This window comes from Pontibacter anaerobius, from assembly GCF_026241195.1.
Lineage (GTDB): Bacteria > Bacteroidota > Bacteroidia > Cytophagales > Hymenobacteraceae > Pontibacter > Pontibacter anaerobius.
On record NZ_JAPFQO010000001.1, the window covers coordinates 166136 to 192598 of the forward strand.

General features: G+C 49.1%; 21 protein-coding genes and 4 tRNA genes. 19 read left to right on the forward strand and 6 right to left on the reverse strand.

The annotated features are described in order from the left end of the window. Window positions 1–85: 85 nt before the first annotated feature. Together OO017_RS00780 and OO017_RS00785 are read right to left on the reverse strand one after the other, a co-directional pair. Complete coding sequence (locus tag OO017_RS00780; protein ID WP_266050538.1) at window positions 86–832, reverse strand: LytR/AlgR family response regulator transcription factor; 747 nt, start codon at window positions 830–832, stop codon at window positions 86–88. A 29-nt stretch (window positions 833–861) separates the two neighbouring features. After that, a complete protein-coding gene (locus tag OO017_RS00785; RefSeq protein ID WP_266050539.1) occupies window positions 862–3840 on the reverse strand; it encodes a ligand-binding sensor domain-containing protein in 2979 nt (992 codons plus the stop codon). Window positions 3841–4127: 287 nt separating this feature from the next. Between OO017_RS00785 and OO017_RS00790 the strand changes: the two genes are divergently transcribed. Continuing rightward, a complete protein-coding gene (locus tag OO017_RS00790; RefSeq protein ID WP_266050540.1) occupies window positions 4128–4904 on the forward strand; it encodes a glycosyltransferase family 2 protein in 777 nt (258 codons plus the stop codon). Here OO017_RS00790 and OO017_RS00795 read toward each other — a convergent pair. Further along, the gene (locus tag OO017_RS00795; protein WP_266050541.1) at window positions 4880–5977 is read right to left on the reverse strand and encodes a glycosyltransferase family 4 protein; all 1098 of its coding nucleotides are present in this window, start codon (window positions 5975–5977) and stop codon (window positions 4880–4882) included. The two genes, OO017_RS00790 and OO017_RS00795, sit on opposite strands and share 25 nt — an antisense overlap. A gap of 318 nt (window positions 5978–6295) precedes the next feature. On the opposite strand from OO017_RS00795, the gene OO017_RS00800 reads away from it, so the two are divergent. The 4 genes from OO017_RS00800 to nadD are packed head-to-tail and all read left to right on the forward strand — an operon-like array spanning window position 6296 to window position 8359. Continuing rightward, window positions 6296–6889, forward strand: a complete 594-nt coding sequence (locus OO017_RS00800; protein ID WP_266050542.1) for a sigma-70 family RNA polymerase sigma factor — start codon at window positions 6296–6298, stop codon at window positions 6887–6889. 28 nt (window positions 6890–6917) lie between these two features. Then, window positions 6918–7199, forward strand: a complete 282-nt coding sequence (locus tag OO017_RS00805) for a zf-HC2 domain-containing protein (protein WP_266050543.1) — start codon at window positions 6918–6920, stop codon at window positions 7197–7199. Window positions 7200–7205: 6 nt separating this feature from the next. Further along, window positions 7206–7790, forward strand: a complete 585-nt coding sequence (gene gmk / locus OO017_RS00810) for a guanylate kinase (protein WP_266050544.1) — start codon at window positions 7206–7208, stop codon at window positions 7788–7790. Next, window positions 7787–8359 (forward strand): nicotinate (nicotinamide) nucleotide adenylyltransferase, encoded by a 573-nt coding sequence (nadD, locus tag OO017_RS00815; RefSeq protein WP_266050545.1) that lies wholly within the window; start codon window positions 7787–7789, stop codon window positions 8357–8359. Before gmk ends, nadD begins: the two co-directional genes overlap by 4 nt. A gap of 134 nt (window positions 8360–8493) precedes the next feature. Here nadD and frr read toward each other — a convergent pair whose 3' ends face one another. From frr to OO017_RS00830, 3 genes are all read right to left on the reverse strand, one after another. Further along, complete coding sequence (gene frr / locus OO017_RS00820) at window positions 8494–9057, reverse strand: ribosome recycling factor (protein WP_266050546.1); 564 nt, start codon at window positions 9055–9057, stop codon at window positions 8494–8496. A 49-nt stretch (window positions 9058–9106) separates the two neighbouring features. Then, the gene (pyrH, locus tag OO017_RS00825) at window positions 9107–9883 is read right to left on the reverse strand and encodes a UMP kinase (protein ID WP_266050547.1); all 777 of its coding nucleotides are present in this window, start codon (window positions 9881–9883) and stop codon (window positions 9107–9109) included. A gap of 80 nt (window positions 9884–9963) precedes the next feature. Next, entirely contained in the window at window positions 9964–10464 is a 501-nt protein-coding gene (locus OO017_RS00830) for a biotin/lipoyl-containing protein (RefSeq protein WP_266050548.1), read from the reverse strand. An 85-nt stretch (window positions 10465–10549) separates the two neighbouring features. Between OO017_RS00830 and OO017_RS00835 the strand changes: the two genes are divergently transcribed. The 14 genes from OO017_RS00835 to rpoC all read left to right on the forward strand — a co-directional run bounded on the left by OO017_RS00835 (window position 10550) and on the right by rpoC (window position 26458). Then, window positions 10550–13093, forward strand: coding sequence for a M1 family aminopeptidase (locus OO017_RS00835; RefSeq protein ID WP_266050549.1), 2544 nt, complete (start codon window positions 10550–10552; stop codon window positions 13091–13093). Between the two features lie 149 nt (window positions 13094–13242). Further along, a tRNA-Tyr gene (locus OO017_RS00840) sits at window positions 13243–13325 on the forward strand. A 74-nt stretch (window positions 13326–13399) separates the two neighbouring features. Next, window positions 13400–13472: transfer RNA gene (locus OO017_RS00845), tRNA-Gly, on the forward strand. Window positions 13473–13581: 109 nt separating this feature from the next. After that, a tRNA-Thr gene (locus OO017_RS00850) sits at window positions 13582–13653 on the forward strand. A 73-nt stretch (window positions 13654–13726) separates the two neighbouring features. Continuing rightward, a complete protein-coding gene (tuf, locus tag OO017_RS00855; protein WP_266050550.1) occupies window positions 13727–14914 on the forward strand; it encodes an elongation factor Tu in 1188 nt (395 codons plus the stop codon). Window positions 14915–15021: 107 nt separating this feature from the next. Then, window positions 15022–15094 (forward strand) — tRNA-Trp (locus OO017_RS00860). Window positions 15095–15125: 31 nt separating this feature from the next. Then, on the forward strand, window positions 15126–15317 hold the full coding sequence (gene secE, locus OO017_RS00865) for a preprotein translocase subunit SecE (RefSeq protein ID WP_266050551.1): 192 nt from the start codon (window positions 15126–15128) through the stop codon (window positions 15315–15317). An 11-nt stretch (window positions 15318–15328) separates the two neighbouring features. Further along, window positions 15329–15889: a transcription termination/antitermination protein NusG gene (nusG, locus tag OO017_RS00870; protein WP_266050552.1), complete on the forward strand. Its 561-nt coding sequence runs from the start codon at window positions 15329–15331 to the stop codon at window positions 15887–15889. A gap of 12 nt (window positions 15890–15901) precedes the next feature. After that, complete coding sequence (gene rplK, locus OO017_RS00875) at window positions 15902–16345, forward strand: 50S ribosomal protein L11 (protein ID WP_266050553.1); 444 nt, start codon at window positions 15902–15904, stop codon at window positions 16343–16345. Between the two features lie 14 nt (window positions 16346–16359). Next, window positions 16360–17052 (forward strand): 50S ribosomal protein L1, encoded by a 693-nt coding sequence (rplA, locus tag OO017_RS00880; RefSeq protein ID WP_266050554.1) that lies wholly within the window; start codon window positions 16360–16362, stop codon window positions 17050–17052. Window positions 17053–17056: 4 nt separating this feature from the next. After that, window positions 17057–17581 carry a 50S ribosomal protein L10 gene (rplJ, locus tag OO017_RS00885; protein ID WP_266050555.1) on the forward strand — a complete coding sequence of 175 codons (525 nt, stop codon included), beginning with the start codon at window positions 17057–17059 and terminating at the stop codon, window positions 17579–17581. A gap of 42 nt (window positions 17582–17623) precedes the next feature. Then, window positions 17624–18004, forward strand: coding sequence for a 50S ribosomal protein L7/L12 (gene rplL, locus OO017_RS00890; RefSeq protein WP_266050556.1), 381 nt, complete (start codon window positions 17624–17626; stop codon window positions 18002–18004). Between the two features lie 162 nt (window positions 18005–18166). Continuing rightward, window positions 18167–22039: a DNA-directed RNA polymerase subunit beta gene (gene rpoB, locus OO017_RS00895; RefSeq protein ID WP_266050557.1), complete on the forward strand. Its 3873-nt coding sequence runs from the start codon at window positions 18167–18169 to the stop codon at window positions 22037–22039. Between the two features lie 102 nt (window positions 22040–22141). Further along, window positions 22142–26458, forward strand: coding sequence for a DNA-directed RNA polymerase subunit beta' (gene rpoC / locus OO017_RS00900; RefSeq protein WP_266050558.1), 4317 nt, complete (start codon window positions 22142–22144; stop codon window positions 26456–26458). Window positions 26459–26463 lie beyond the last annotated feature (5 nt).

Below are 26463 nucleotides of genomic sequence, written 5' to 3' on the forward strand. Positions count from 1 at the left end.
ATAAAGAGAGGCCAGTGCTGCAAAGCACTGGCCTTTTTCTTTTTCAGTAGTAGCTGATAAGAGGTGCGGGTGATGCAGTATAATTTTAGATAATGTTAAACCGTGACATCAGCGCTTTCTTATAAGATTTTCCGATCGGGATTTCTCCTTTCGAGAACACGACAGAGTTTTCCTCCAGCGCCTCAATTTTATCCAGATTGGCGATGTAAGAGCGGTGCACGCGCACAAAGTTCTGCGACGGCAGCTTCTGCTCCATGTCTTTCAGAGTAGAGCTTACCAGGTACTTCTGATCGGCGGTAACTATAAACGAGTAGTTGTCATAGGCCTCTACCCACAGTATGTCGCTATAGTGCACTTTAATGATGCGGTGCTTCACCTTCACAAAAATATAGTCGGTGGCCACCTCCTTATCTTTGGGGTGAAGACTGGCGCCATTGGTTGGCTTGCCGTCTTTGTGGTTGCTGTCGTGTTTGTACAGGGCTATTTCAATGGCCGAGCGCAGGCTCTTGTCATCAAAGGGTTTCACAAGAAAACCGTCGGGCTCGGTTTTCTTAGCCCGGTCAATAGTCGCAGGGTCGGCGTAGGCGGTGAGGTAGATGAATGGGATACCGAACTCCTGGCGGATCCGCAAACCAATGTCTACTCCGTCTGCATCACCTTTCAGGTTGATGTCTAACAGAACAAGGTCAGGTTGCGTCTCCCGGATCATATCGATCGTGTCTTCTCCAGTATCTATGGCACACGTCTCATAACCTAAATCTTCCAGGCTTGCCGCAAGATCTTCCGCGATGATGACCTCATCTTCCGATATAAGGATTTTAGGTTTTGTCATAGCATTAGGTTCATACGTGAAAAAAATAATTATGATGGCAAAACAAAATATAATATTGATTTTGTGCCATATTTATTGTAAAAACTGATGTTCCCGTCGAGCTTTTTGCTTAGCGACTGCACTAACTTTAGCCCAAATGACTGATCGGTTTGCTGCCTCAGGAAAAAATCTTCTGGAAGGCCCTGCCCATTATCGCTTACGGTAAGGGTATACTGCACCTCATCGTGTTTCACCAGATCAATCCGCAGTATACCATGCTCTCCTTTAGGGAACGCGTATTTTAAAGTATTGGATACCAATTCGTTTACGATGAGTCCTAAGGTTATAGCTGTATCCAGGTCTACCTTGGTGTACGGTATGTCTAACTCCAGCTCAATTTTGTCCATACTTATACCATAAGAGGCATACAGGCTTTCGCAGATCTCCAGAAAATACTCCTCCAGGTTAATCTGCTCCAAGTCGTTGTGCCGGTAAAGGCGCTCGTGCAGCAGCGACATGGAGCGCACCCGGCTACGCAGCGCCTGCATCACTTCCTGCGCCGCAGGGTCCTGCACGTGGCGGGCCTGCAGGTTCAGCATACTGATCACGATCTGGAGGTTGTTCTTTACCCGGTGATGGATTTCCTGCAGCAAGATCTCTTTCTCGCGGTTCTGACGCTCCAGCAGGCGGGTGCGGTGGTCCACCTTCATTTCCAGCAGAGAGTTCATCTTTACCAGGCTCCGCTCGCGCAGGCGCACCACGCTTAGCACGGCGCTGGCCACTACCAGTAGCAACACGCCTATAAACCACTCGCGCCGCCATATGGGAGGCACAATAGAAAAAGTATAGGTAAGGGGTTTAGGAGTCCAGTAGCCATCCAGGTTGCGAGCCAGCAGTTCAAACGTATAAGTGCCCGGCGAGAGGTTGGCGTAGGTTGTAAAGGAGCGCTCCGTCACCTGTGACCATGTGTCATCATAGCCCTTCAGCCTATACTTATACATTACCTGCTCCGGGTGTGAGAGCGAGATGCCGTGGAAGTTAAACGAAAGGTGGTTCTGCGTGTGTGGCAGGCGCAGGTTCACCGGCAGGCCTGTTAGGCTGTCCAGTTTGTACCCCAGGGCGTTCCAATTGGTAGGGTTGGAGTAGAGCAGCACATCGGTAAGCAGCATTTTGGGGTACGCGGGATTGCGGCGATCCAGGTGGGGCAGGTACCTGGTCAGGCCCTTGGTGGTTCCAAACCACATATGGCCGTCTTTTGTCTGCAGCATGGCGTTGTCGCATACCTCCAACCCTCTGAAACCGCTGGGGCTGGTGTAGGTTCTGTAGCTGAACCTGCCCTGCTGGCGCAGCAGGGGCAGCTGTACTTTTAGCAAGTCGCGGTTGGTGGCTATCCACAGGTTGTCACTGTCATCGGCATAGAGGCTTTTGATCGCTTCGTTTGGCAGGCCCTCAGTGGAAGTATAAAGCGTAGCCCTCTGGTTCTGGAGCAGCAGCAGGCCAGTGTTGAAGGCGGCAAAGTATAAGTTACCGTTTTTATCTTCGGTAATGGAGCGGATTTCCGACAGGTTCAGGCCTTTTAGCTCCCGCGGCTGCTCCAGCTGGTCCTGCTTTACCAGAAATATCCCTTGGTCGGCACCTATCCACAGCCTGTCTTTGCTGTCGCGGAAGATGGTGTTAGCCCTGATGTTGCCCTCCGCAGCGGGTATAAGCTTGAGCGAGTCTTGCCGCAGTGTCACCACGCCGCCGGCAGTGGCGAAGTATAATTTGCCGTCTGGGCCGGTGGCGGCCTCGTAAACATCGGGGGCGGGCAGTCCCTCTGCGGCTGCGTAGCGCCTGGGGGAACCCTTGCCTAAACGCCAGATGCCGTTGCTGGTGCTTGCCCATAGCTCTTCCCCGACAGGCAGAAAACTATAGATGGTGGCGCCGCGGGGCCATGGGGTGGGGGTATGCCACTGCGGGCCCTGCGGCAGCATACGTGCCAGCTCCCCCTCATCAGTACCGAACCACATGGTGTTATCGCTATCCTGGGCTACTGCTGTTACGCGTGGCTCGGAAATTGTTCCGAAATCGAAATAGTGAACAAACCACGGAGCCCGGTATTGTTGTACCCCATAGCCGTTTGTGCCTATCCACACATTCCCCTCGGTGTCAGAGGCCAGCGCCGTGATGCGACTGGTGCGGAGGCCGCTGCGGCGGGTCAGGTAGGTGAATTTGCTGCCGTTATACTTTAGCAGGCCGTTTCGCTGCAGTCCGATCCACAGGTTTTGGTAGCGGTCGTGGGTAAAGCTGGTGATGTGGCTGCTATTTAGCTGGCCGGGCAGCTGTACCAGGCTGAGGGAGCCGCTGTTAACCTTTGCCAGCCCCTGGTCGGTGCCTATCCATACCTTACCTTGCTTATCAGCGGTGATGGCCGTTACTTGGTTGTGGGGCAGCGGGCTGTTACTTGTGCTGTAGTGGGTGAGATGTGTGCCTGACACGTTGTACACGCCGCTATCCTGGCTGCCCGCCCATAAGTCTCCGGAGGGTGTGTGGGCGATGGCGGTATAGCTGATCTCCGGCAGCTCCTTATACTTTACCACGCTGGTTGAGCTGAGGTAGAAGATACCGTTGTTGGTAGCCAGCCAGATCTTACCGGAACTATCTTCCGAGATTCCCATCACGGACTGCGCCTGCAGCCCCTGCGATGGGCCATAACGCTCGAATCTGGAACCTTCAAAAAGCTGCAGTCCGGCATCGGTGGTGCCGATCCAGAGGCGGTGGCGGCTGTCTATAAAAAGGGTGGAGATGTTGTGGCTGCTAAGGCCATTGTCTTTGGTGTAAGTATAAAAGTCGATGCCGTTAAAGCGGCTAAGCCCTGCCCGGGTGGCTAACCAAAGATACCCTTTCGGGTCCTGTTGTATGGCCATTACCTGCGATTGCGGCAAACCCTGCTCCAGCGTCCAGCTGCGGATGTTGTACTGCTGTGCATAGGCAGCAGCAGCAGTGGCTATGCACAGGCACAGGAAAACAATAGCACGCGTAAAATACATTGTCACTCTCCATACATAAACCTAAGTGGCGGGTATTTCTTTACAAGATCCAACACGAAGGTGGTTAAAGTATAAATTGCTTACGCAGGCAAGGCTAAAAAGTATAAGGCAAAGGGTTACATTTTATTGGCGACAAGAAAGAACTTCCCTGTAAACAGTATACTTTTGGCGGGTAAGGGAAGTAAACCAGGATTTTATGGGGCTGTAAAGTATAAATGTGCTGTCTGTTTCCTGCATCAGAAAAGAAATCTCGATATTTGCGTCTTTCATTGAAGCCCCTTGCCGCTATGCCTGTAAAACTTTCTGCCGTTGTCATCACCTTTAACGAGGAGCGCAATATTGCCCGGTGCCTGGAGTCTGTAAAGAACGTGGCGGATGAGATCGTGGTAGTGGATTCCTTCTCTACGGACAGTACTAAAGAGATCTGCCTTAGCTATGGAGCCAGGTTTATAGAGCATCCTTTCGGGGGGCACATAGAGCAAAAGAACTACGCCCTCGCGCAGGCAGCTTACCCGCACGTGCTTTCGTTAGACGCAGACGAGGCGCTGACACCGGAGCTGGAGCAGGCGGTATTGGCGGCTAAAAACAACTGGCAGTCCGATGCCTATAGTATGAACCGCCTCACCAACTACTGCGGCAAGTGGATTCATCACTCCGGCTGGTACCCCGACACCAAAGTGCGCCTGTTTGACCGCAGCAAAGCTGTTTGGGGCGGCGAGAACCCCCACGATAAGATCATCCTGAGCCAGGGAGCAACGCTGCAGCACCTGCACGGCGATTTGCTGCACTACTCCTACTATAGCGTGTCGCAGCACCTGGGGCAGATAAATAAGTTTACGGATGCTTCGTCCAGAGCTATGTATAGAAAGGGAAAGAAAGCTACTTGGTCTGCGCTGCTCTTTAAGGCTCCTTTCCGTTTCTTTAAGTCCTATGTCTTAAAACGTGGCTTTATGGACGGGAAAGAGGGTTTCTATATTGCTGTAACCTCGGCCTTTGTGGTGTATACCAAGTACATGAAGCTGCATATGCTGCGAAAAGATCAGGTAGACAAAACCTCTTTATAAACTGCCAATGTCTTTAGCGCTGTTTGCTGCTTAGAGAACTCCAGTACCTTGCGGGAGGCGTTTTCAACCAATCGCTTGCGTAGTTCCGGGTCTTGCAGCACCTGCAGGCACTTCTGCGCCAGCTTCTCCGGCGATTTTACCGGGGCCAGCATACCCGTTATACCATCTTCTACCATCTCCGGTATGCCGCCGGTATTCGTGGCTACCACAGGCGTGCCGCACGCAAATGCATCGAGTACGGTGGAGCCCAAGCCTTCTTTAATCGTAGTAAACAGGAACAGGTCCAGCTCTGCCAGCACCTGCCTGGCATTTTTTAGGAAGCCCGTAAAGATTACATCCTCCTGCAGGCCCAGTTGTATGGCGTATTCCTTTATCTCTTGCTCCAATGGCCCGCTGCCTATGGCAAAGTATTTCGCCTGCAGGCTCTGCTCTTTCAGGAGCTTCACCGTGTCCAGAAACGTGAAGTAGTCCTTATGCTTGTCCAGCGCCGACACGTTGCCGATTAGTTTGAAGTGCTGCGGAATATTATAGGTATTCCGTAGGTACTGCTCTTGCGGGTTAATGCTGCGCCTGACCTTCTCTATGTCAATGCCGCTGTGCACGGTTACGCAGCGGGAACCGTCTTTTATACTAGCCGCCATCTGCCTGCACACTGCCTCGGCCACGCAGATAATGCGTTTTATGCCGCCGTAGTTATACTTAAAGGCCGACAGCGGATTTTTACCTATACTGAACTCCACGCGGCGGCTAAGTATAAGATCGGCCTGGGAGCCCATCATGTGAGTAAGCACCCCTAATGTATGAGCCAGGCTGGAGTGCAGGTGCAGCAGCTGTATGCCATTGGCGTTTACATACTGCTTTAGCTGGCTGGCGGCTAATGGCAGCAAAGGCTTGGCAAAGGAAAGTGAGATGTGCGGTATACCTTGCTGCTGGCAGTAACTCTCAAAGGCGGAGCCGCGGCGGCAGGCCACAAAATTCTCTACCTGCTGCTGCTGAAGTTCCTCAATTAAGTATGCTATTTGCTGTTCGCCGCCTCGCCAGGTCCTTTCTGAGGCTATGTGTAGTACACGCATCTGCTGAGTTTTTCCGCTTAAACTTCCATCCTATACAGGAGCTTACGACTGCAAAAGTACCATAAAAGGCTGCATAAATGTGATTTATAGGTCGATTTGAACAAAATCTTCACCCTGTACCTCTTATAAACCGTAAAAATCACTTACCACGCTGTACAGGGCAGGCTGCTAAACAGCAGCGCGGCGAAATAATACTGTGGGGCCGCGGCTTCCAACTGCAACCCTGAAGCCCTAAGCGTGGTATGTAATTAAAATTCCTATATTTGCGTTTAACGCGCGATGGAGGACTTCACCAAAGTACAAAATCCAGTAAAGTAGATGAGCGATCAAACAGGTAAACAACTGAGTAAGGAGGAAAAGGACGCACGGTTCGAGGCGGAATTGCTGCCCGTGCTCGACCCTCTGTACAATTTTGCCTACAGGCTCACCTTAGACGAAGACGACGCCAACGACCTGGTGCAGGAGACCTACCTGAAGGCCTACCGCTTTTTCGACTATTTCGAGCAAGGAACTAATGCAAAAGCATGGCTGTTCCGAATCCTGAAGAACTCCTTCATAAACGAGTTTCGGAAAAAGAGCAAGCAGCCGGCCAAGGTAGACTACAGCGAAGTTGAAGGCTATTACAACACCGACGACGTAGAGGGTGAGAGCGGAGTGGCCTCCACCACCGACATGCGCACCGAAAGTGTGCAGGACCTGATCGGGGATGAGGTAGCCAGCGCCCTGAATGCTCTTCCTGTGGATTTTAGGACCGTCATTATACTTTGCGACCTGGAGGGCTTTACTTACGAGGAGATGGCCAAGATCCTGGACATACCGATAGGTACCGTTCGATCGAGGTTGCACAGGGCCCGAAACTCTTTGAAGGAGAAGTTGGAAAAATATGCGAAAAGCATGGGCTATAACAGTTAGAGAAGAAATTTAAAGAGTTTGAGCTAAGATGGAATCAAAATTTACAGAAGCGTATCCGAAGGCACCTGACGAGACCAGGCAGGCAGATTGCGAGAAGGTGTCCGGCATGCTGGACCTAATGATTGACGGTGAAGCCTCTTCTGAGGAGCAAACATTCTTTAACCACCACATTGAGGAGTGCGTCAGCTGCTTCGAAAACCATCAGAAACAAAAGCTCTTGAAAGGGCTGGTGACAGGCCACCTGAAGCGCGTGATTGTACCAAAAAGCCTGGTGCAGTCAATTAAAGCGAGGATTCAAGAAACGTTATAACCCCTAATGCAAGGCAAGATTATTATCTTCTCGGCCCCGTCCGGTGCCGGTAAAACCACTATTGTAAAGCATCTGCTCAGCGTAAACCCGCAGCTGAACTTCTCCATCTCGGCCTGCACCCGCGATAAGCGTGGCCGCACCGAGGAAAACGGCAAAGATTACTACTTTATCACCCCTGAGGATTTTAAAAAGAAAATCGCAAACGATGAGTTTGTGGAGTGGGAAGAAGTATACGAGGGCGCTTTTTACGGCACGCTCAAGTCTGAGATAGAGCGCATCTGGAAAAGCGGCAAGCACGTGATCCTGGACGTAGACGTAAAAGGGGGGCTTAGCATCAAGCATTTTTACAAAGAGAGGGCACTGGCCGTTTTCGTGAAGCCACCGTCCATTGACGAGCTGGCCAAGCGTCTGACCGCCCGCAATACCGATTCGGCCTCCAGCATCAGCAGCCGTGTTTTCAAAGCAAAGTTCGAGATGGGCTTCGAGGATCAGTTCGATACGGTGATCGTGAACGACGACCTGGACAGAGCCTGCGCCGAGGCCGAGAAACTAGTAAACGATTTTCTTAAGTCAGAGCCTGCGATCGTATGAAGGTAGGGCTGCTTTTTGGCTCCTTTAACCCCGTCCATATCGGGCACCTCATACTTGCAAACTTTATGGCCACCAATACCGACCTGGACACAGTGTGGCTGGTGGTGTCGCCGCAGAACCCGTTTAAGCCCAGCAACTCGCTGCAGCACGAGTTCGACCGGCTGCACATGGTAAGCCTCGCGATAGCGGATAACCCGAACCTGGGGGTGTCGAACATCGAGTTCAGCATGCCTAAGCCGAGTTATACCATCGACACGCTCACGTACCTGCAGGAGAAGTACCCAAGCTACGAGTTTGTGCTGATCATGGGGGAGGATAACCTGCCGCTGTTCCCGAAATGGAAGAACTACGAAAGTATACTGGAGTACCACAAAGTATACGTGTACCCGCGCACCGGCTCCGTTACCACCGAGTTGCCGGATATGCCCAACGTCACGTTCGTGAAAGCGCCGATACTTGATATCTCCGCCACCTTTATCCGGCAGTGCATCCGTGAGGAGAAAAGTATAAAATACCTGCTACCCGATGAGGTGATCGAGTATATCCGGGTGCACAAGCTGTACCAGTAGCTGTTTCCATATCTCGTAGCACGACACACATATCACGATTAAGTAATAGGAGAAAGCAAAACAGAAAAGCCCTTCGATCTTCATCGAAGGGCTTTTCTGTTTTCGTGTATCTTGATACGTGCTACGAGATACGATTAAATCGTCATGATCTCGGCTTCTTTCTTGGTCAGCAGCTCGTCTATCTTCACGATGTAGGCGTCTGTCAGCTTCTGCACCTTGCCCTCGGCGTCGCGTACGGCGTCTTCGGCTGTGCCTTCTTTCTGCAGTTTCTTCAGCGAGTCGTTCACGTCTTTGCGGATGTTACGGATGCTGATCTTGCCGTTCTCGGTCTCGTTTTTCACCTGCTTCACCAGGTCGCGGCGGCGCTCCTCGGTGAGGGCCGGAATGTTGAGGCGAACGGCGTCTGCCTCCTGCTGTGGGTTCAGGCCCAGGTCGCTGTTCTTGATAGCTTTGTTGATCTCGCCCAGCATGTTTTTCTCCCATGGCTTGATAAGCAGGGTGCGCGCATCCGGGGTGGCAATGTTTGCCACCTGGGAGAGCGGCGTTGGGTTGCCGTAATAGTCAACACGCAGGTGCTCGACCATGGCAGGGGAGGCCTTGCCAGCTCTGATTTTAGACAGTTCGTTGCCGGTGTGCTGCACCGCCTTCTGCATAGACTCTTCTGCCTCGCTTAGGTAAAACTGAATTTCTTCCGTCATATCCGTTTACTTATTGAGTTCTGAAAAATTTCGGGTCAAAAATAATAAATTATATTTTGTCAGTTTTAGTGCCTGGCTGCATCTGGTCTACGGTTTGCTTCAGCGTGTCGCCCAAGTCGTCCATACTTACCAGCGTGCCCACCTGCTCGCCCTCTACCAGTCGCTTCAGGTTGCCCGGCGTGTTCATATCAAATACAATGATCGGCAGGCCGTTTTCCTTGCAAAGCGTAAAGGCAGTCATGTCCATCACGTTCAGGCCCTTCTCAAACACATCCTTAAACGAGATGTTTCTGTAGAACACGGCGTTCGGGTCCTTCTCGGGGTCGGCAGAGTAAATGCCGTCCACGCGGGTGCCTTTCAGTACCACATCCGCCTCGATCTCGATGGCTCTAAGCGATGCCGCAGAGTCTGTGGTGAAGTATGGGTTACCGGTTCCGGCCCCGAAAATAACTACGCGGCCTTTCTCCAGGTGGCGCACCGCACGGCGGCGTATGTAGGGCTCGCACACCTGCTGTATGTTAATGCCAGACAGCAAACGTGTGTACACGCCCAGCTTCTCGAGGGCGCTCTGCAGAGCCATGCTGTTAATAACAGTAGCCAGCATGCCCATGTAGTCGCCTTGCACGCGGTCCAAACCAACCTGCTCGGCCTGCACACCTCTGAAGATATTGCCTCCGCCAATCACCACGGCCACCTCTACACCTAGGGCGGCTACTTCTTTAATCTCTTCGGCGTACTGCAGCAGTCTGTTAGAGTCTATTCCATACTGCTGTTCGCCCATCAGTGCCTCGCCACTCAGCTTCAGCAAAATTCGTTTATACTTCACGGTAAACTATCTGTATAGGTTATGAATTCTTTTACATCAGGAAGCGGCCACCGGGGGCAGCCGCTTACGCTAACACAAGGCTATTGAAAAAGGATCAGCACCTGGTTCTTTTCCACGTTCTGCTTTACCTGTACTTTCACTTCCTTCACCACGCCATCTCCCGGCGACTTCAGGATGTTCTCCATCTTCATGGCCTCCAGGATCATGATCGGGTCGCCCTTTTTCACCTCCTGTCCCGGCTGCACCTTCACCTCAAGTATAAGCCCGGGCATCGGCGCTTTTACGTCGTTTACCTTGTGGGCGTTGGCGTTGCTCATGCCTAGCTTGTCCAGCAGCAGGTCGAAGCGGTCTTTTACGCTAACGGTTTGCGTGGCGCCGTTTATTTTAAACGTGAAGGCTTTCTCCTGGTAATCAGCAGAAACAACCTCGGCGGTAAAGGAGCGGGTGCCTTTAATGATGTGAAATGTGTTGGGTCCGATAGGGGAGATGTCCCAGTCGAAGGGGGCGTTGTTGAGAAGTATAGTATCTTTTTGGATATCAACCTGCCATGTTTTGCCGTTACCGGTTTTTACCTGGAGCATCTTCTTTTCGTGTGGTTTCGACCTTAAAGTTAGTGTTTTCTCAGAGTATTTTAGAACTTCACCTCAAAATTAAAACTTTCAGCGCATGAATCATAGGTTTCTGAATATAGTCGGCCTTGCCGCTGCCATGGCTTTTGCAGGCGGTTGCAGCACCAACAAATCAGTTTTAGACGCAAAAGCCCCGCTACCTGCCACTACAAAAGCCGCGAAACCTACAGGCGCAGTGCCGGCGTGGGCGCCCAAGAAGTATAAGTTCAACCCCTCGCGCACCCGGGAGCATGACCTGCTGCACACCACCCTGCGCGTGAGTTTCGACTGGCAGCAGCAGTACCTGAACGGCCTTGCCGAGCTAACCCTCAAGCCATACTTCTACCCGCAGAACCAGCTGGTGCTGGATGCCAAAGGGATGGATATCCACAGTGTGTACCTAATGAAGGGTTATGACGGCACCGCGCTGAAGTACAAGTATGACGGACAGAAACTCACTATCGATCTGGGCAAGACCTATACCCGCGACGAAGAGTATAAAATAGAGATAAGCTACACCGCCAAACCGAACGAGCTGGCCGTTGGCGGCTCCGACGCCATCACCGAGGACAAAGGTTTATACTTTATCAACCCGCTGGGAGAGAACCCGGACAAGCCGCAGCAGATCTGGACCCAGGGCGAAACAGAAGCCAGCTCCGCCTGGTTCCCGACCATCGATGCCCCGAACGAGCGCATGACGCAGGATACCTATATCACGATCGACCCAAAGTACACCACCCTCTCGAACGGTGCCTTTGTGTACTCGCGGCAGAACGCTGACGGAACCAAAACAGATTACTGGAAGCAGGAGAAGCCACATGCTCCCTACCTGGCCATGCTGGCGATAGGGGAGTTCGCCGTGGTAGAAGACTCGTGGCGCGACATAGAGGTAAACTACTACGTGGAGCCGGAGTATGAGAAAACGGCTAAGAAGGTATTCGGCAACACGCCTGAGATGATGGAGTTCTTCTCTCAGAAGCTGGGAGTAGATTACCCATGGCCAAAGTATGCGCAGGTAGTGGTGCGGGATTTTGTGTCGGGGGCAATGGAGAATACCTCGGCCTCTACCTTTATGGAGGACCTGCAGCTAAACGAGCGCGAGCTGCTGGACAAAAGCTGGGACGGCATCATCGCCCATGAGCTGTTTCACCAATGGTTCGGCGATCTGGTCACCACCGAGTCGTGGGCTAACCTGCCGCTCAACGAGGCCTTTGCCAACTATTCGGAGTACCTGTGGGCAGAGCACAAGTATGGCGCTGACGAAGCGGCTTACCTGCAGCTTGACGAGCTGGGCCAGTATTTAGACGAAGCAGAAACGAAGCGCGAGCCCCTTATCCGCTACTACTACAAAGACCGCGAAGACATGTTTGACAGCCACTCTTATGCCAAGGGCGGCCGCGTATTGCACATGCTGCGCAAACTCGTCGGCGACGATGCCTGGTGGGCCTCGCTTAACCTATACTTAACCCGTAACAAGTACACAGAGGTAGAGGTGGCGGAACTGCGCATGGCTTTTGAGGACGTAACGGGCAAGGATCTGATGTGGTTCTTCGACCAATGGTTCATGAAGCCGGGGCACCCGGAGCTTATTGTATCACAGAGCTACAACAAAGGTCAGTTGCAGCTGTACGTGCGTCAGGTACAAGATACCACCTACGCACCTGTTTACCGCCTTCCGCTGCAAGTGGCCGTGTGGTCAGGCGGCAAAAAGCAGCTCCACCCGATTGTGGTAGATAAAGCCGAGCAAACCTTTACATTTGATGTGGCCTCACAGCCGCAGTTAGTGCTTTTCGACGCCGAGCAGCAGCTGCTGGGAGTGGTAGAGCATGAGAAAACAGAAGATGAGCTGCTGTTTCAGTTCCAGCACGCTAACCAACTGGCGCCTAAGCTAAAGGCATTGGCAGAGTTGCAGGAGCAGGCGACGCGCCCGCAGGTACAGGCTATCTATAAAGAGGCGCTGCAGGATGACTTCTGGATGGTCCGTAGTACAGCGATCAATATACTGAGTAGACTAAAAGAGGGGCAGGTAGCGTTGCTGGAGCCGGCTATCAGAAAAATGGCTGTGGATGATAAAAAAGGATCTGTTCGTGCAGAAGCCATACTTGCACTTGCTGGCTGGGGAGGGGAAAAGTACCAGGCGGTATTTAACAGAGCCATGCAGGATAGTTCTTATCAGGTGGCCGCGGCAGGTATACTAGCCTATGCCGGTACAGGCGCGCAAGATGTAAAACAGAAGCTAGCGCAGTTCGATAAGGAAGAAAATGAGGAGATCGTGCTGGCACTTGCCACATACTATGCAGTACAGGCAGGTCCTGAAAAATACGACTGGTTTATGACGAAAATGAAAAAAGCCGGCGGTAGCGAACTTTATTATCTGCTTCAAAGCTTCGGGGCCTACCTGGCCGGGAATAGCCAGACCAACACGCCGGAAGCAATCGCTATGTTGGCTGACCTGGCGCAGAACCATAGCCTATACTATGTGCGGGGTTCTGCCTATCAGGCACTTATGGTGATGTCTGAAAAGCCGGAAGTTCAGCAACTGATGCAGCAGATAAAGGCAAACGAGAAGGATGAGCGGCTGCTGGAAATGTATGTGTATTAAGCTCCGAGAAATTTTTTGACATTTTTTTGCGTGAATATTTGACTTGCAACAAAAAGGGCTTAATTTTGCATCTCCTTAGAACAAAGAACACGGCGAAAGCAGTGAACTGCTAAGGAAAAGTTCTGCTGATTTGATGTAGAATTAACTTCGGGGAGATTCCAGAGCGGCCAAATGGGACGGACTGTAACTCCGTTGTCTTACGACTTCGCAGGTTCGAATCCTGCTCTCCCCACAGATTAAGTTTATAGTGTAATAATGAACGCTAATGTGTTTGTTGTTACACTATAAACTTAAAAAAAATAATAAGCGGGAGTAGCTCAGTTGGTAGAGCGATAGCCTTCCAAGCTATAGGCCGCGAGTTCGACCCTCGTCTCCCGCTCATTTAAGTCAGAAAACATATTTGCTAATAAGGACTGGAGAAGGAAATTCATGCAGATGAGCTTCCTTTTTAGTGTAAATAGGGTTGTAGTTTTCTGATGGATTTAAAAGCCGACGTAGCTCAGGGGTAGAGTACTTCCTTGGTAAGGAAGGGGTCGTGGGTTCAATTCCCATCGTTGGCTCACAGTCCGTTACGTGTATATTTAAAAGCGCGACATAAACTTAAACGTTTTAACCTTAATTTAATATCATACAATGGCTAAAGAAACATTTGACCGTTCCAAACCGCACGTAAATATCGGTACTATTGGTCACGTTGACCACGGCAAAACTACTTTGACTGCTGCTATCACAACTGTGTTGGCTAATAAAGGTCTTGCTGCACTGCGTGACTTCTCTTCAATTGACAACGCTCCTGAAGAAAAAGAAAGAGGTATTACTATCAATACATCTCACGTAGAGTACGCTACTGAAAACCGTCACTACGCACACGTTGACTGCCCGGGTCACGCTGACTATGTGAAGAACATGGTTACTGGTGCTGCCCAGATGGACGGCGCTATCCTGGTGGTTGCTGCTACTGATGGCCCAATGCCACAGACTCGTGAGCACATCCTTCTTGCCCGTCAGGTAGGTGTTCCTCAGCTTGTAGTGTTCATGAACAAAGTGGACATGGTGGATGACCCAGAGCTTCTTGAGCTTGTTGAGATGGAAATCCGTGAGCTGCTTTCTTTCTACGACTTCGATGGCGATAACATCCCGGTAATCCAAGGTTCTGCTCTTGGTGGCCTGAATGGCGACGAGAAGTGGGTTAAGACTATCGAAGAGTTAATGGATGCAGTTGATAACTGGATTCCACTTCCAGAGCGTCTTGTTGACCTTCCATTCCTGATGCCAGTAGAGGACGTGTTCTCTATCACTGGTCGTGGTACAGTAGCAACTGGCCGTATCGAGCGTGGCGTAATCAACTCTGGCGAGGCTGTAGAAATCCTTGGTATGGGTGCTGAGAACCTGAAGTCAGTAGTTACTGGTGTTGAGATGTTCCGTAAGATCCTTGACAGAGGTGAAGCTGGTGACAACGTAGGTCTGCTTCTTCGTGGTATAGAGAAAACTGATATCCGTCGTGGTATGGTTATCTGTAAGCCAGGTTCAGTTAAGCCTCACACTAAGTTCAAAGCTGAGGTTTACGTTCTTTCTAAAGAAGAAGGTGGCCGTCATACACCATTCTTCAACAAGTACCGTCCACAGTTCTATTTCAGAACCACAGACGTTACTGGTGAGATCATGCTGCCAGAAGGCGTAGAAATGGTTATGCCAGGTGATAACATCACTATCGAGGTAAACCTGATCAACGCTGTGGCAATGGAGAAAGGTTTGCGTTTTGCGATCCGTGAGGGTGGTAGAACAGTAGGTGCCGGTCAGGTAACTGAAATCCTTGACTAATAATTATGTTGCAAACCCGATCTTGAAAGTTTTTTCGGGATCGGGTTTGTTTTCATAAAACTTATGAATAAATTTGCACTCCAATTAAAATTGGCGTGCATTTTTTTACGGGTGTAGCTCAATTGGTAGAGTAGTGGTCTCCAAAACCATTGGCTGGGAGTTCGAGTCTCTCCACCCGTGCAATTTTTTTCACTATCTGGTAAGCGAAGCGATGAGCAATATTAGAACCTATATTAACGACACAGTTGAGGAGATGAAGAACAAGGTCTCCTGGCCAGCATACGGAGATCTGCAAAACAGTTCTGTGTTGGTGTTGATAGGATCTTTAATATTCGCCTTAGTGGTGGGTGCTATGGACTTCGGGTTCGATACAGTGCTTACCTGGTTTTACAACCAGTTTTAAATTAGAGATACATGGCTGATTTAAAGTGGTATGTAGTTCGCGCCGTTAGTGGCCAGGAGAAAAAAGCTAAGGCTTACCTGGAGAATGAGATAATGCGTCACAATCTCGATGAGTATGTTCCGCAGGTGTTGATACCGGCAGAGAAAGTATACGAGATGCGTGGGGGTAAAAAAAGAATCAGAGAGCGCAGCTTCTTTCCAGGGTATGTGCTGGTTCATGCAGACCTTTCTCACGGTGAAGCAGAGCATATCATCATTAGTACACCAGGCGTTATCGGCTTTTTGGGTACAGATGAAAAAGGCTCTCCAAGCAAGAAGCCAGTGCCCTTGCGTCAGTCAGAGGTAAACAGGATACTGGGTACTGTAGACGAGGCAGAAGAGCAGGCGGAAGTATTGGATACTCCATTTGTGGTAGGAGAAATTGTAAAGGTAATGGATGGTCCATTCAGTGGTTTCTCAGGTACTGTGGAAGAAGTGTTCGAAGAGCGTAAGAAGCTTAACGTAATGGTGAAGATCTTTGGAAGAAACACGCCGGTTGAGCTGAACTACATGCAAGTAGAAAAAGAATCGTAGTAAATACATAGAATGGCAAAGGAAATAAAAGGTTATCTGAAGCTTCAGATAAAGGGAGGTGCCGCGAATCCATCGCCACCGGTTGGACCTGCACTTGGTTCTAAAGGTCTTAACATCATGGAGTTCTGTAAGCAGTTCAATGCTAGAACCCAGGATAAGCCCGGCCAGGTGTTACCAGTTTTGATTACTATTTATGCAGACAAGTCTTTTGACTTCGTTGTTAAAACTCCACCTGCTCCAGTGTTGCTAATGGATGCCGCTAAGATAAAGAGCGGTTCCAAAGAGCCTAACCGTAACAAAGTTGGTTCAGTAACATGGGATCAGATTAAAGAGATAGCAGAGACGAAGATGCCTGACCTGAATGCTTTCAAACTGGAGTCCGCAATGAGACAAGTGGCAGGTACAGCAAGAAGCATGGGTATCACAGTGTCTGGTACAGCTCCGTGGAACGAATAACAAGTTGAAGGAAAATGGCAAAGATTTCAAAAAATAGAAAAGCGGCTTTAGCCAAAGCCGATCTAGCAAAAGAGTATTCTCTGACAGATGCCGCCTCAGTTGTAAAGGACATTACCTTCACAAAATTTGATGCCTCTGTTGATATTGATGTACGTTTAGGCGTAGATCCACGTAAGGCCGACCAAATGGTTCGTGGTATCGTAACACTGCCTCACGGAACTGGTAAAGAAGTAAAGGTGCTTGCGCTGGTAACTCCAGACAAAGAGCAGGAAGCGAAAGACGCTGGTGCTGACTTCGTAGGTCTTGATGACTATATCCAGAAAATCGAAAAAGGATGGACTGATGTAGACGTGATTATCACCATGCCTGCAGTTATGGCTAAAGTTGGTCGTTTGGGTAGAATCTTAGGTCCTCGTAACCTGATGCCAAACCCAAAGTCGGGTACAGTTACTCAAGATGTGGCCAAAGCAGTTAAAGAGGTAAAAGCCGGTAAAATCGACTTCAAAGTTGACAAATTCGGTATCATCCACACGAGCGTTGGTAAGGTTTCTTTCTCTGCAGAGCAGCTTGCTGCCAATGCAAACGAGGTAATCCAGACACTTAACCGTCTGAAGCCTTCCTCAGCTAAAGGGACTTACATCAAGAGCATCACATTGTCTAGCACAATGAGCCCGGCCGTAATCGTTGACAAGAACGCAACTATCTAAGAACATGACCAGGGAAGAAAAAGAGATAATTGTAAAAGACCTGAGCGAGAAGTTAGCAAATACAAACTACTTCTATATAACTGATGCCTCAACTATGAGTGTAGCTGGCATCAACGCGTTCAGAAGATTGGCATTCGATCGTGGGATCGAGTACAAAGTGTACAAAAATACACTTATTAAGAAAGCGCTGGATACTTTAGAAGCTGATACTTCTGCGCTTGATGATGTTTTAAAGGGCGCTTCCGGTATCCTGTTCTCGCAAGAGTCAGGCAATGCACCAGCGAAACTGATTCAAGACTTCAGAAAGAAAGGCAATACGCTTCCAAAACTGAAAGGTGCTTTTATCGACAGTGGAATCTTCATTGGAGATGAGCAGCTTAAGATGTTGTCCGAGATCAAGTCTAAGGACGAGCTTATTGGCGATATCATCGGTCTTCTTCAGTCGCCTGCTAAGAATGTTGTTTCAGCACTTCAGAGCAGCGGCGGTAAGCTGGCGGGTATCTTGAAAACTTTATCAGAAAAAGAATAATTTAAAAACGTAATCAATAAGTAACTTTTAATTTCTATAAAAATGGCAGATTTGAAAGCATTCGCTGAGCAGTTAGTAAACTTGACTGTTAAAGAGGTTAACGAGCTAGCTACTATTCTTAAGGATGAGTATGGCATTGAGCCTGCTGCTGCTGCTCCAGTTATGATGGCTGGTGGTGGTGCTGCTGAAGGAGGAGCTGCTGCAGAAGAGAAAACTTCTTTTGACGTAATCCTTAAGTCAGCTGGTGCTCAGAAACTAGCAGTAGTTAAGCTTGTAAAAGAGCTGACTGGACTTGGCCTGAAAGAGGCAAAAGAGCTGGTTGACGGTGCTCCTAAAACATTGAAAGAAGGTGTAGCGAAAGACGAGGCCGATTCACTGAAGAAATCTTTGGAAGAAGCTGGTGCTGAAGTGGAGGTAAAATAATCCCGCTTTATCAACATACTGAGAACAGGTAGACCTGGCAAATTCGTCAGGTCTTTTCCTGTTTGTATAGAGATTCAAATTAATTGGATCTTTTTTTTGCCCACAGCTGTTTTGGACTCTGTGTGCTACTAAATGAGATTATAAACGTAAAATTCCAAGGCTTTGGCTAAGAATAAAACGACAGATAGAATCAATTTTGCCTCTATAAAGTCGGTGATTGACTATCCTGACTTTTTGGATGTTCAGGTACAGTCATTCCAGGACTTCTTTCAGCTGGAGACCCCAGCTGAAAATAGAGCGCAGGAAGGATTGTTTAAGGTATTTGCCGAGAACTTTCCTATCTCAGATTCACGTGAAAACTTCGTACTGGAGTTTATCGATTATCATATAGATCCTCCAAAATACTCTGTAGATGAAAGCATCGACAGGGGCCTTACCTATTCTGTTCCGCTTAAAGCAAAGCTTCGCCTTATCTGTAACGATGAGGATAACGAGGACTTTGAGACAATTGAGCAGGAGGTATTCTTAGGCAACATACCATACATGACAGAAAAAGGCTCCTTTGTGATCAACGGGGCTGAACGTGTTATTGTATCACAGTTGCACCGTTCTCCGGGTGTGTTCTTTGCACAAAGCAAGCACACAAATGGAACAAAGCTTTATTCTGCCAGAATTATACCTTTCAAGGGATCCTGGGTTGAGTTTGCAACAGATGTTAATAACGTCATGTATGCATACATCGACCGTAAGAAGAAGTTTCCTGTAACAACACTTCTCCGTGCAATAGGATACGGTACAGATAAGGACATACTCGATCTGTTCGGCCTTTCTGAGGAAGTTCCTGCTGATAAGGGCACGCTTAAGAATTCTATCGGTCGCAGGCTTGCTGCACGAGTTTTAAGAACGTGGACAGAAGACTTCGTGGATGAGGATACAGGAGAGGTAGTATCTATTGACCGTAACGAGGTGATTTTAGAGCGTGACTCTGAAATTACTCCAGAAGATATAGATGTTATACTTGACTCAGGCGTGCAGTCTATTATCCTGCACCGCGAGAATGTGAACATCGCTGATTACGCTATCATCTACAATACGCTTCAAAAAGACAACTCTAACTCAGAGCAGGAGGCAGTAGAGCAGATTTACCGCCAGTTGCGTAACACAGAGGCGCCAGACGTTGAAACAGCCCGAGATATCATTCAGAAGCTGTTCTTCTCAGATAAGCGATATGACTTAGGCGAAGTTGGCCGATATAGAATCAACAAAAAGCTAGGGCTTGACACAAATTGGGAAGCGAAAGTACTGACGAACGAGGACATCGTCCTTATCGTGAAGTACCTCATCGGTTTGATCAACTCAAAGGCTGTTGTGGATGATATTGACCACCTGAGCAACCGCCGTGTAAGAACGGTAGGAGAGCAGCTGTATGCGCAGTTTGGTGTTGGTTTGGCCCGTATGGCCCGTACTATCAAAGAGCGTATGAACGTACGCGATAATGAAGACTTCAAGCCGGTTGACCTGATCAACGCACGTACGCTGTCTTCTGTAATCAACTCGTTCTTCGGTACGAACCAGCTTTCTCAGTTCATGGACCAGACGAACCCGCTGGCAGAAGTGACGCATAAGCGACGTGTGTCTGCACTGGGACCAGGCGGTCTGTCCAGAGAGCGTGCAGGCTTTGAGGTACGTGACGTTCACTATACGCACTACGGTCGTCTGTGTACGATTGAGACACCGGAAGGTCCGAACATTGGTCTGATTTCTTCTCTGTGTGTGCACGCACGAGTAAACCACATGGGCTTTATTGAAACGCCATATAGAAAAGTGGTGGAAGGTAAAGTTGTTGTGGATGGATCGGTAGAGTACCTGACAGCGGAAGAAGAGGATACGCACCACATTGCACAGGCAAATGCGCTGATCGATGATGATGGTAACTTTGTTAATGAAAGAGTAAAAGGCCGTTTCGAGGGTGACTTCCCGGTAGAGGAGCCTAATACTTATACCTATATGGACGTTGCGCCGAACCAGATTGTATCGGTTGCAGCTTCCCTGATTCCGTTCCTGGAGCATGACGATGCTAACCGTGCCCTGATGGGTTCAAACATGCAACGTCAGGCTGTGCCTCTACTGAAGCCAGAAGCACCTATCGTAGGTACAGGCCTGGAGAGAAGAGCCGCTATTGACTCCAGAGCCCTTGTGATCGCAGAGGGAGACGGAGAGATCGACTTCGTAGACGCTAATAAAATCGTTGTGAAGTATGATCTGTCTGACGAGGAGAAACTGGTGTCGTTTGATGCTGAGTACGTAACCTATAAACTGGTTAAATTCAGAAGAACAAACCAGGATACATGTATCAACCTGACCCCTCTTGTTAAGAAAGGGCAGCGCGTTACAAAAGGCGAGCCACTGTGCGAAGGTTATGCAACTAACGACGGTGAACTGGCCATTGGTAGAAACATGCAGGTGGCTTTCATGCCATGGCAGGGTTACAACTTCGAGGATGCTATTGTAATATCTGAGAGAGTTGTTCGTGACGATATCTTTACTTCTATCCACATCGAGGAATTTGAACTTGAGGTTCGTGAGACGAAGCGTGGAGAGGAAGAGTTGACGTCTGAGATTCCAAACGTAAGTGAGGAAGCTGTTCGTAACCTGGATGAGAATGGTATTATCCGTATCGGTGCTGAGGTTCGTGAAGGAGATATCCTGATCGGTAAGATCACGCCGAAAGGAGAGACTGATCCAACACCGGAGGAGAAACTGCTCCGTGCCATCTTTGGTGACAAAGCAGGCGACGTGAAGGATGCCTCGCTTAAGGCGCCGCCATCACTAAATGGTGTGGTGATCGAAACCAAGCTGTTTTCTCGTCCTAAGAAAGACAAGAACCTTCGTGCTAAGTCTAAGAAGGAGGTTGAGGAACTGAAGGTGAAGTATTCGAAAGAACTGAAAGCCATCAAGAACGTGATGGTGGATAAGCTGGTGGAGCTGCTGGAAGGCAAAACTTCTCAGGGTATCCGTCACAAGTTCGGAGATGAGATCCTGACTAAAGGAGCTAAGTTCTCTCGTAAGAATATCACTGAGGCACTGTTCCCTGAAAAGAACCCATACAAGGACGAAAGCAATTATGCAGTTCCGGAAGAGGTGAACATGTTCAAAGACCTGATCCTGGAGAACTGGACTGCTGACGACAAAGTGAACAACATGCTGGTAGAGCTTGTGAAGAACTATAACAAGCGCCGCAATATCGTATCTGCACACTTTAAGCGTGAGCGTTTCACGCTGGAGGTAGGAGACGAGTTGCCAGCAGGTATTGTTCAGCTAGCCAAAGTATACATCGCCAAGAAGCGTAAGCTGAAGGTGGGTGATAAGATGGCCGGTCGTCACGGTAACAAAGGTATAGTAGCGCGAATCGTTCGCGACGAAGATATGCCATTCCTGGAAGACGGAACGCCAATGGATATCGTACTGAACCCGCTTGGTGTACCTTCCCGAATGAACATCGGACAGATCTACGAAACTGTACTTGGATGGGCGGGTCTGAAGATGGGCCGCAAGTATGCGACTCCAATCTTTGACGGTGCCACTGAAGAGCAGGTATCAGCTGAGCTTGCTGAAGCAGGATTGCCTCGTTTTGGTAGAACATACCTGTATGATGGTTTATCAGGCGACAGATTCGACCAGCCGGTAACGGTAGGTGTGATCTACATGCTGAAACTGGGTCACTTGGTTGATGATAAGATGCACGCCCGTTCTATCGGACCATACTCGCTCATCACGCAGCAGCCATTGGGTGGTAAAGCCCAGTTCGGTGGCCAGCGTTTCGGTGAGATGGAGGTGTGGGCGCTGGAAGCCTTCGGTGCTTCAAACGTGCTGCAAGAGATACTTACAGTGAAGTCAGACGACGTGATAGGCAGAGCGAAAGCTTACGAAGCCATTGTAAAAGGCGACGTGCTGCCAAAGCCAAACATCCCTGAATCATTCAATGTACTGATTCACGAGTTGAGAGGCTTGGCTCTGGAGATAACACTGGAGTAGAAAGTATAAAGCAAAGCGCTGCGGCATTGGCCAAAGCGCTTTGCATACTTATACTGGTTAAGCTGTAAGGCATATTCATTGTATCGACATTATTCTAATAATATGGCATTTGCGAAAAACAAAAAGCTAACTCAGGACTTCTCAAAGGTAACGATCAGCTTGGCTTCACCGGAGTCAATTCTGGAGCGTTCCAACGGGGAGGTAGTAAAACCTGAGACCATAAACTATAGAACCTATAAGCCTGAGATGGGTGGTCTGTTCTGCGAAAGAATATTCGGACCCGTAAAGGACTGGGAATGCCACTGCGGAAAGTATAAAAGAATCAGATACAAAGGCATCATCTGCGACCGTTGCGGCGTAGAGGTGACTGAGAAAAAAGTGCGCCGCGAGCGTATGGGCCACATTGAGTTAGTGGTTCCTGTGGCACACATCTGGTACTTCAAATCTCTTCCAAACAAAATAGGTTATCTGTTAGGCCTGCCAACTAAGAAGCTTGACCAGATCATCTACTACGAAAGATATGTAGTTATCCAGCCAGGTATACTTGCGGAAGATGGCGTGAACACGCTAGACTTCCTGACAGAGGATGAGTACCTGGACATGGTGGATAAACTGCCGCGTGAGAACCAGGTTTTGGATAATAACGATCCGAACAAGTTCATAGCGAAGATGGGAGCTGAGGCCCTGCAAATGCTGCTGGAGCGCATCAACCTAGATGACCTTTCTTATGAGCTGCGCCATGCAGCCGCGCACGAGACATCGCAGCAGCGTAAAGCTGAGGCCTTGAAGCGCCTGCGTGTTGTAGAAGCATTCCGCGACGCCACTACCCGCATTGAGAACAGACCAGAGTGGATGATCATCCGCATGGTGCCTGTTATACCGCCAGAGCTACGTCCGCTCGTTCCGTTGGATGGTGGCCGTTTCGCTACTTCCGACTTGAACGACCTTTACAGACGTGTTATCATCCGTAACAACCGTCTGAAGCGTCTGATCGAGATTAAGGCTCCTGAAGTAATCCTTCGTAACGAGAAGCGAATGCTGCAGGAAGCGGTAGACTCTCTGTTCGACAACTCACGTAAAGTGAACGCTGTTCGTGCCGAGGGTAACCGTGCGTTAAAATCACTTTCTGACATGCTGAAAGGCAAGCAGGGACGTTTCCGTCAGAACTTGCTTGGTAAGCGTGTTGACTACTCTGGGCGTTCGGTAATTGTGGTTGGTCCTGAACTGAAGCTGCACGAGTGCGGTCTGCCTAAGAATATGGCAGCTGAGCTCTTCAAGCCGTTCATCATCCGCAAGCTGATCGAAAGAGGTATTGTTAAAACTGTAAAGTCAGCAAAGAAGATAGTAGACCGTAAGGACCCGGTAGTATGGGATATCTTGGAGAACGTGCTGAAAGGCCATCCAGTGCTCCTTAACCGTGCCCCTACGCTCCACAGATTAGGTATCCAGGCATTCCAGCCAAAACTGATCGAAGGTAAGGCGATCCAGCTGCACCCACTGGTGTGTACGGCATTCAACGCCGACTTTGACGGTGACCAGATGGCGGTGCACGTTCCACTAGGACCGGCAGCTGTACTGGAAGCCTCTATGCTGATGCTTGCCTCGCACAACATCCTGAACCCTGCCAATGGTGCCCCAATCACGGTGCCATCTCAGGACATGGTACTTGGTTTATACTATGTATCGAAAGGAAAGCGAAGCACAGAAACCGAGAAAATCGCTGGTGAAGGTATGAGCTTCTACTCTGCGGAGGAAGTGATTATCGCCATCAACGAAGGAAGAATATCCAAACATGCTTACATTAAGGTAAGAACTAAGGTTAAGAACGAGAACGGAGAACTGGAGACGAAGCTTATCGAAACAGTTGCCGGCCGTGTGATCTTTAATCAGTTTGTACCTGAAGAGGTAGGTTACCTGGACGAACTGCTGACGAAGAAAAAACTGCAGCAGGTAATCTCCAGAGTATTTAAGGAAACGGGTATGGCACGTACTGCCCAGTTCCTAGACGATATTAAAACCCTGGGATTCCAGTCAGCCTACAAAGGTGGTCTGTCAATGGGTCTGGGTGATATTAATATCCCTGCAGAAAAGGAAATTCTGGTAGAGCAGGCCAAGAAAGATGTAGATGCTGTATGGCAAAACTACTCTATGGGTCTGATCACTGATAACGAACGTTACAACCAGGTAATTGATATCTGGACACGTATCAACAACCAGATTACTGAAACGCTGATGCGCCGTCTTGAAAATGAGGATCAGGGCTTCAACTCAATCTTCATGATGATGCACTCTGGAGCCCGTGGTTCAAGAGAGCAGATTCGTCAGCTGGGTGGTATGCGTGGTCTGATGGCTAAGCCTCAGAAGTCACTTCAGGGTTCAGTAGGTGAGATTATTGAAAACCCAATCCTTTCGAACTTTAAGGAAGGTCTGGATGTAATCGAGTACTTCATCTCAACACACGGTGCTCGTAAAGGTCTAGCCGATACGGCCCTTAAAACTGCGGATGCTGGTTACCTGACTCGTCGTCTGGTAGACGTATCTCAGGACGTAATTGTAAACGAGGAAGACTGCGGTACACTAAGAGGCCTGGAAGTTAGCGCACTGAAAGACAATGAGGATATTGTTGAATCATTGTCAGAGCGTATACTAGGTCGTGTGGCTGTACATGATGTATTCGACCCGATCACAAATGACCTGATAGTAGAATCAGGCGTAGAGATTACAGAAGATGTTGCACGTGCTATCGAAAACACTGCGATTGATTCTGTCGAAATCCGCTCAGTATTAACTTGCGAGTCTAAGCGTGGTATTTGTGCTAAGTGCTACGGCCGTAACCTGGCAACAGGATTTATGGTGCAGAAAGGTGAGGCTGTTGGTGTAATCGCTGCCCAGTCTATCGGTGAGCCAGGTACACAGCTGACACTTCGTACATTCCACGTAGGTGGTACAGCTTCAAACATCGCCGTAGAAGCAACTATCATGGCGAAGTTCGGAGGTAAGATCGAGTTCGAAGATGTTCGTTCACTGGATACAGTAAACAATGAAGGCGAGCCGGTGAAAGTAGTAATGGGTCGTTCAGGTGAGGTAAAAGTTGTTGATCCAAATACTGGTAAGCTATTGATCAGTAACCACGTTCCTTACGGTTCATTCCTGCATGTAAATGAAGGTCAGGTCGTAGAGAAAGGCGCAGTGCTTTGTAATTGGGATCCATACAACGCGGTTATACTTTCAGAGTTCGACGGTGAGATTACTTACGAATCGATCATTGAAGGTGTAACATACCGTGAGGAGTCTGATGAGCAGACCGGTTACCGGGAGAAAGTAATTATCGATACAAAAGATAAGACACAGAACCCTGCCATCGTGGTTAATCCGAAGAATGGAGAGTCGAAAGGCTATAACATTCCAGTTGGAGCACACTTAACGGTGGAGAACGGAGAAAAGATCAAAGCAGGTCAGATCCTGGTGAAGATCCCGCGCGCTATCGGTAAAACCCGAGACATTACAGGTGGTCTTCCACGAGTTACAGAGTTGTTCGAAGCACGTAACCCGTCTAACCCAGCCGTTGTGTCTGAGATTGATGGTGTAGTTACCTATGGTAGTGTGAAACGTGGTAACCGTGAAATTTTCATTGAGTCGAAAGACGGAGTGAAGAAGAAATACATGGTGCCACTTTCTAAGCACATCCTGGTACAGGACAATGACTTTATACGTGCGGGTATGCCGCTATCTGATGGTGCTATCACACCGACAGACATACTGAATATCCAGGGACCTGGTGCAGTACAAGAGTACCTGGTAAATGAGATTCAGGAAGTATACCGACTGCAGGGTGTGAAGATCAACGACAAGCATATTGAGGTGGTAGTACGTCAGATGATGCAGAAAGTAGTTGTAGTAGACGCTGGCGACACTAGCTTCCTGGAAAACCAAACTGTTGATAAGGTAAACTTCATGGAGGAGAACGACCACATCATCGACATGAAAGTTGTTGAGGATGCTGGAGACTCTACAAACCTGAAGCCAGGTATGATTGTTACACCTCGTCGCCTACGTGATGAGAACTCTAGCCTGAAGCGCCGCGACATGAAACTAGTAACTGTGCGCGATGCACAGCCAGCAGTTTCGCGTCCAACGCTGCAAGGTATCACACAGGCCTCGTTGGGTACTCAAAGCTTTATCTCTGCGGCATCATTCCAGGAAACTACAAAAGTACTGAGCGAAGCAGCAATCAAAGGTAAGGCGGACGAACTACTTGGCCTAAAGGAGAACGTAATTGTAGGTCACCTAATACCAGCAGGTACAGGCTTGCGCGAGTATCAGAACCTGATTGTTGGAAGCCAGGAAGAGTACGATGCGCTTGTTGAGTCTAAAAAGACTACAGCTAAAACAAAGCAGCAGGAACTACAAAACAAATAAGTAGC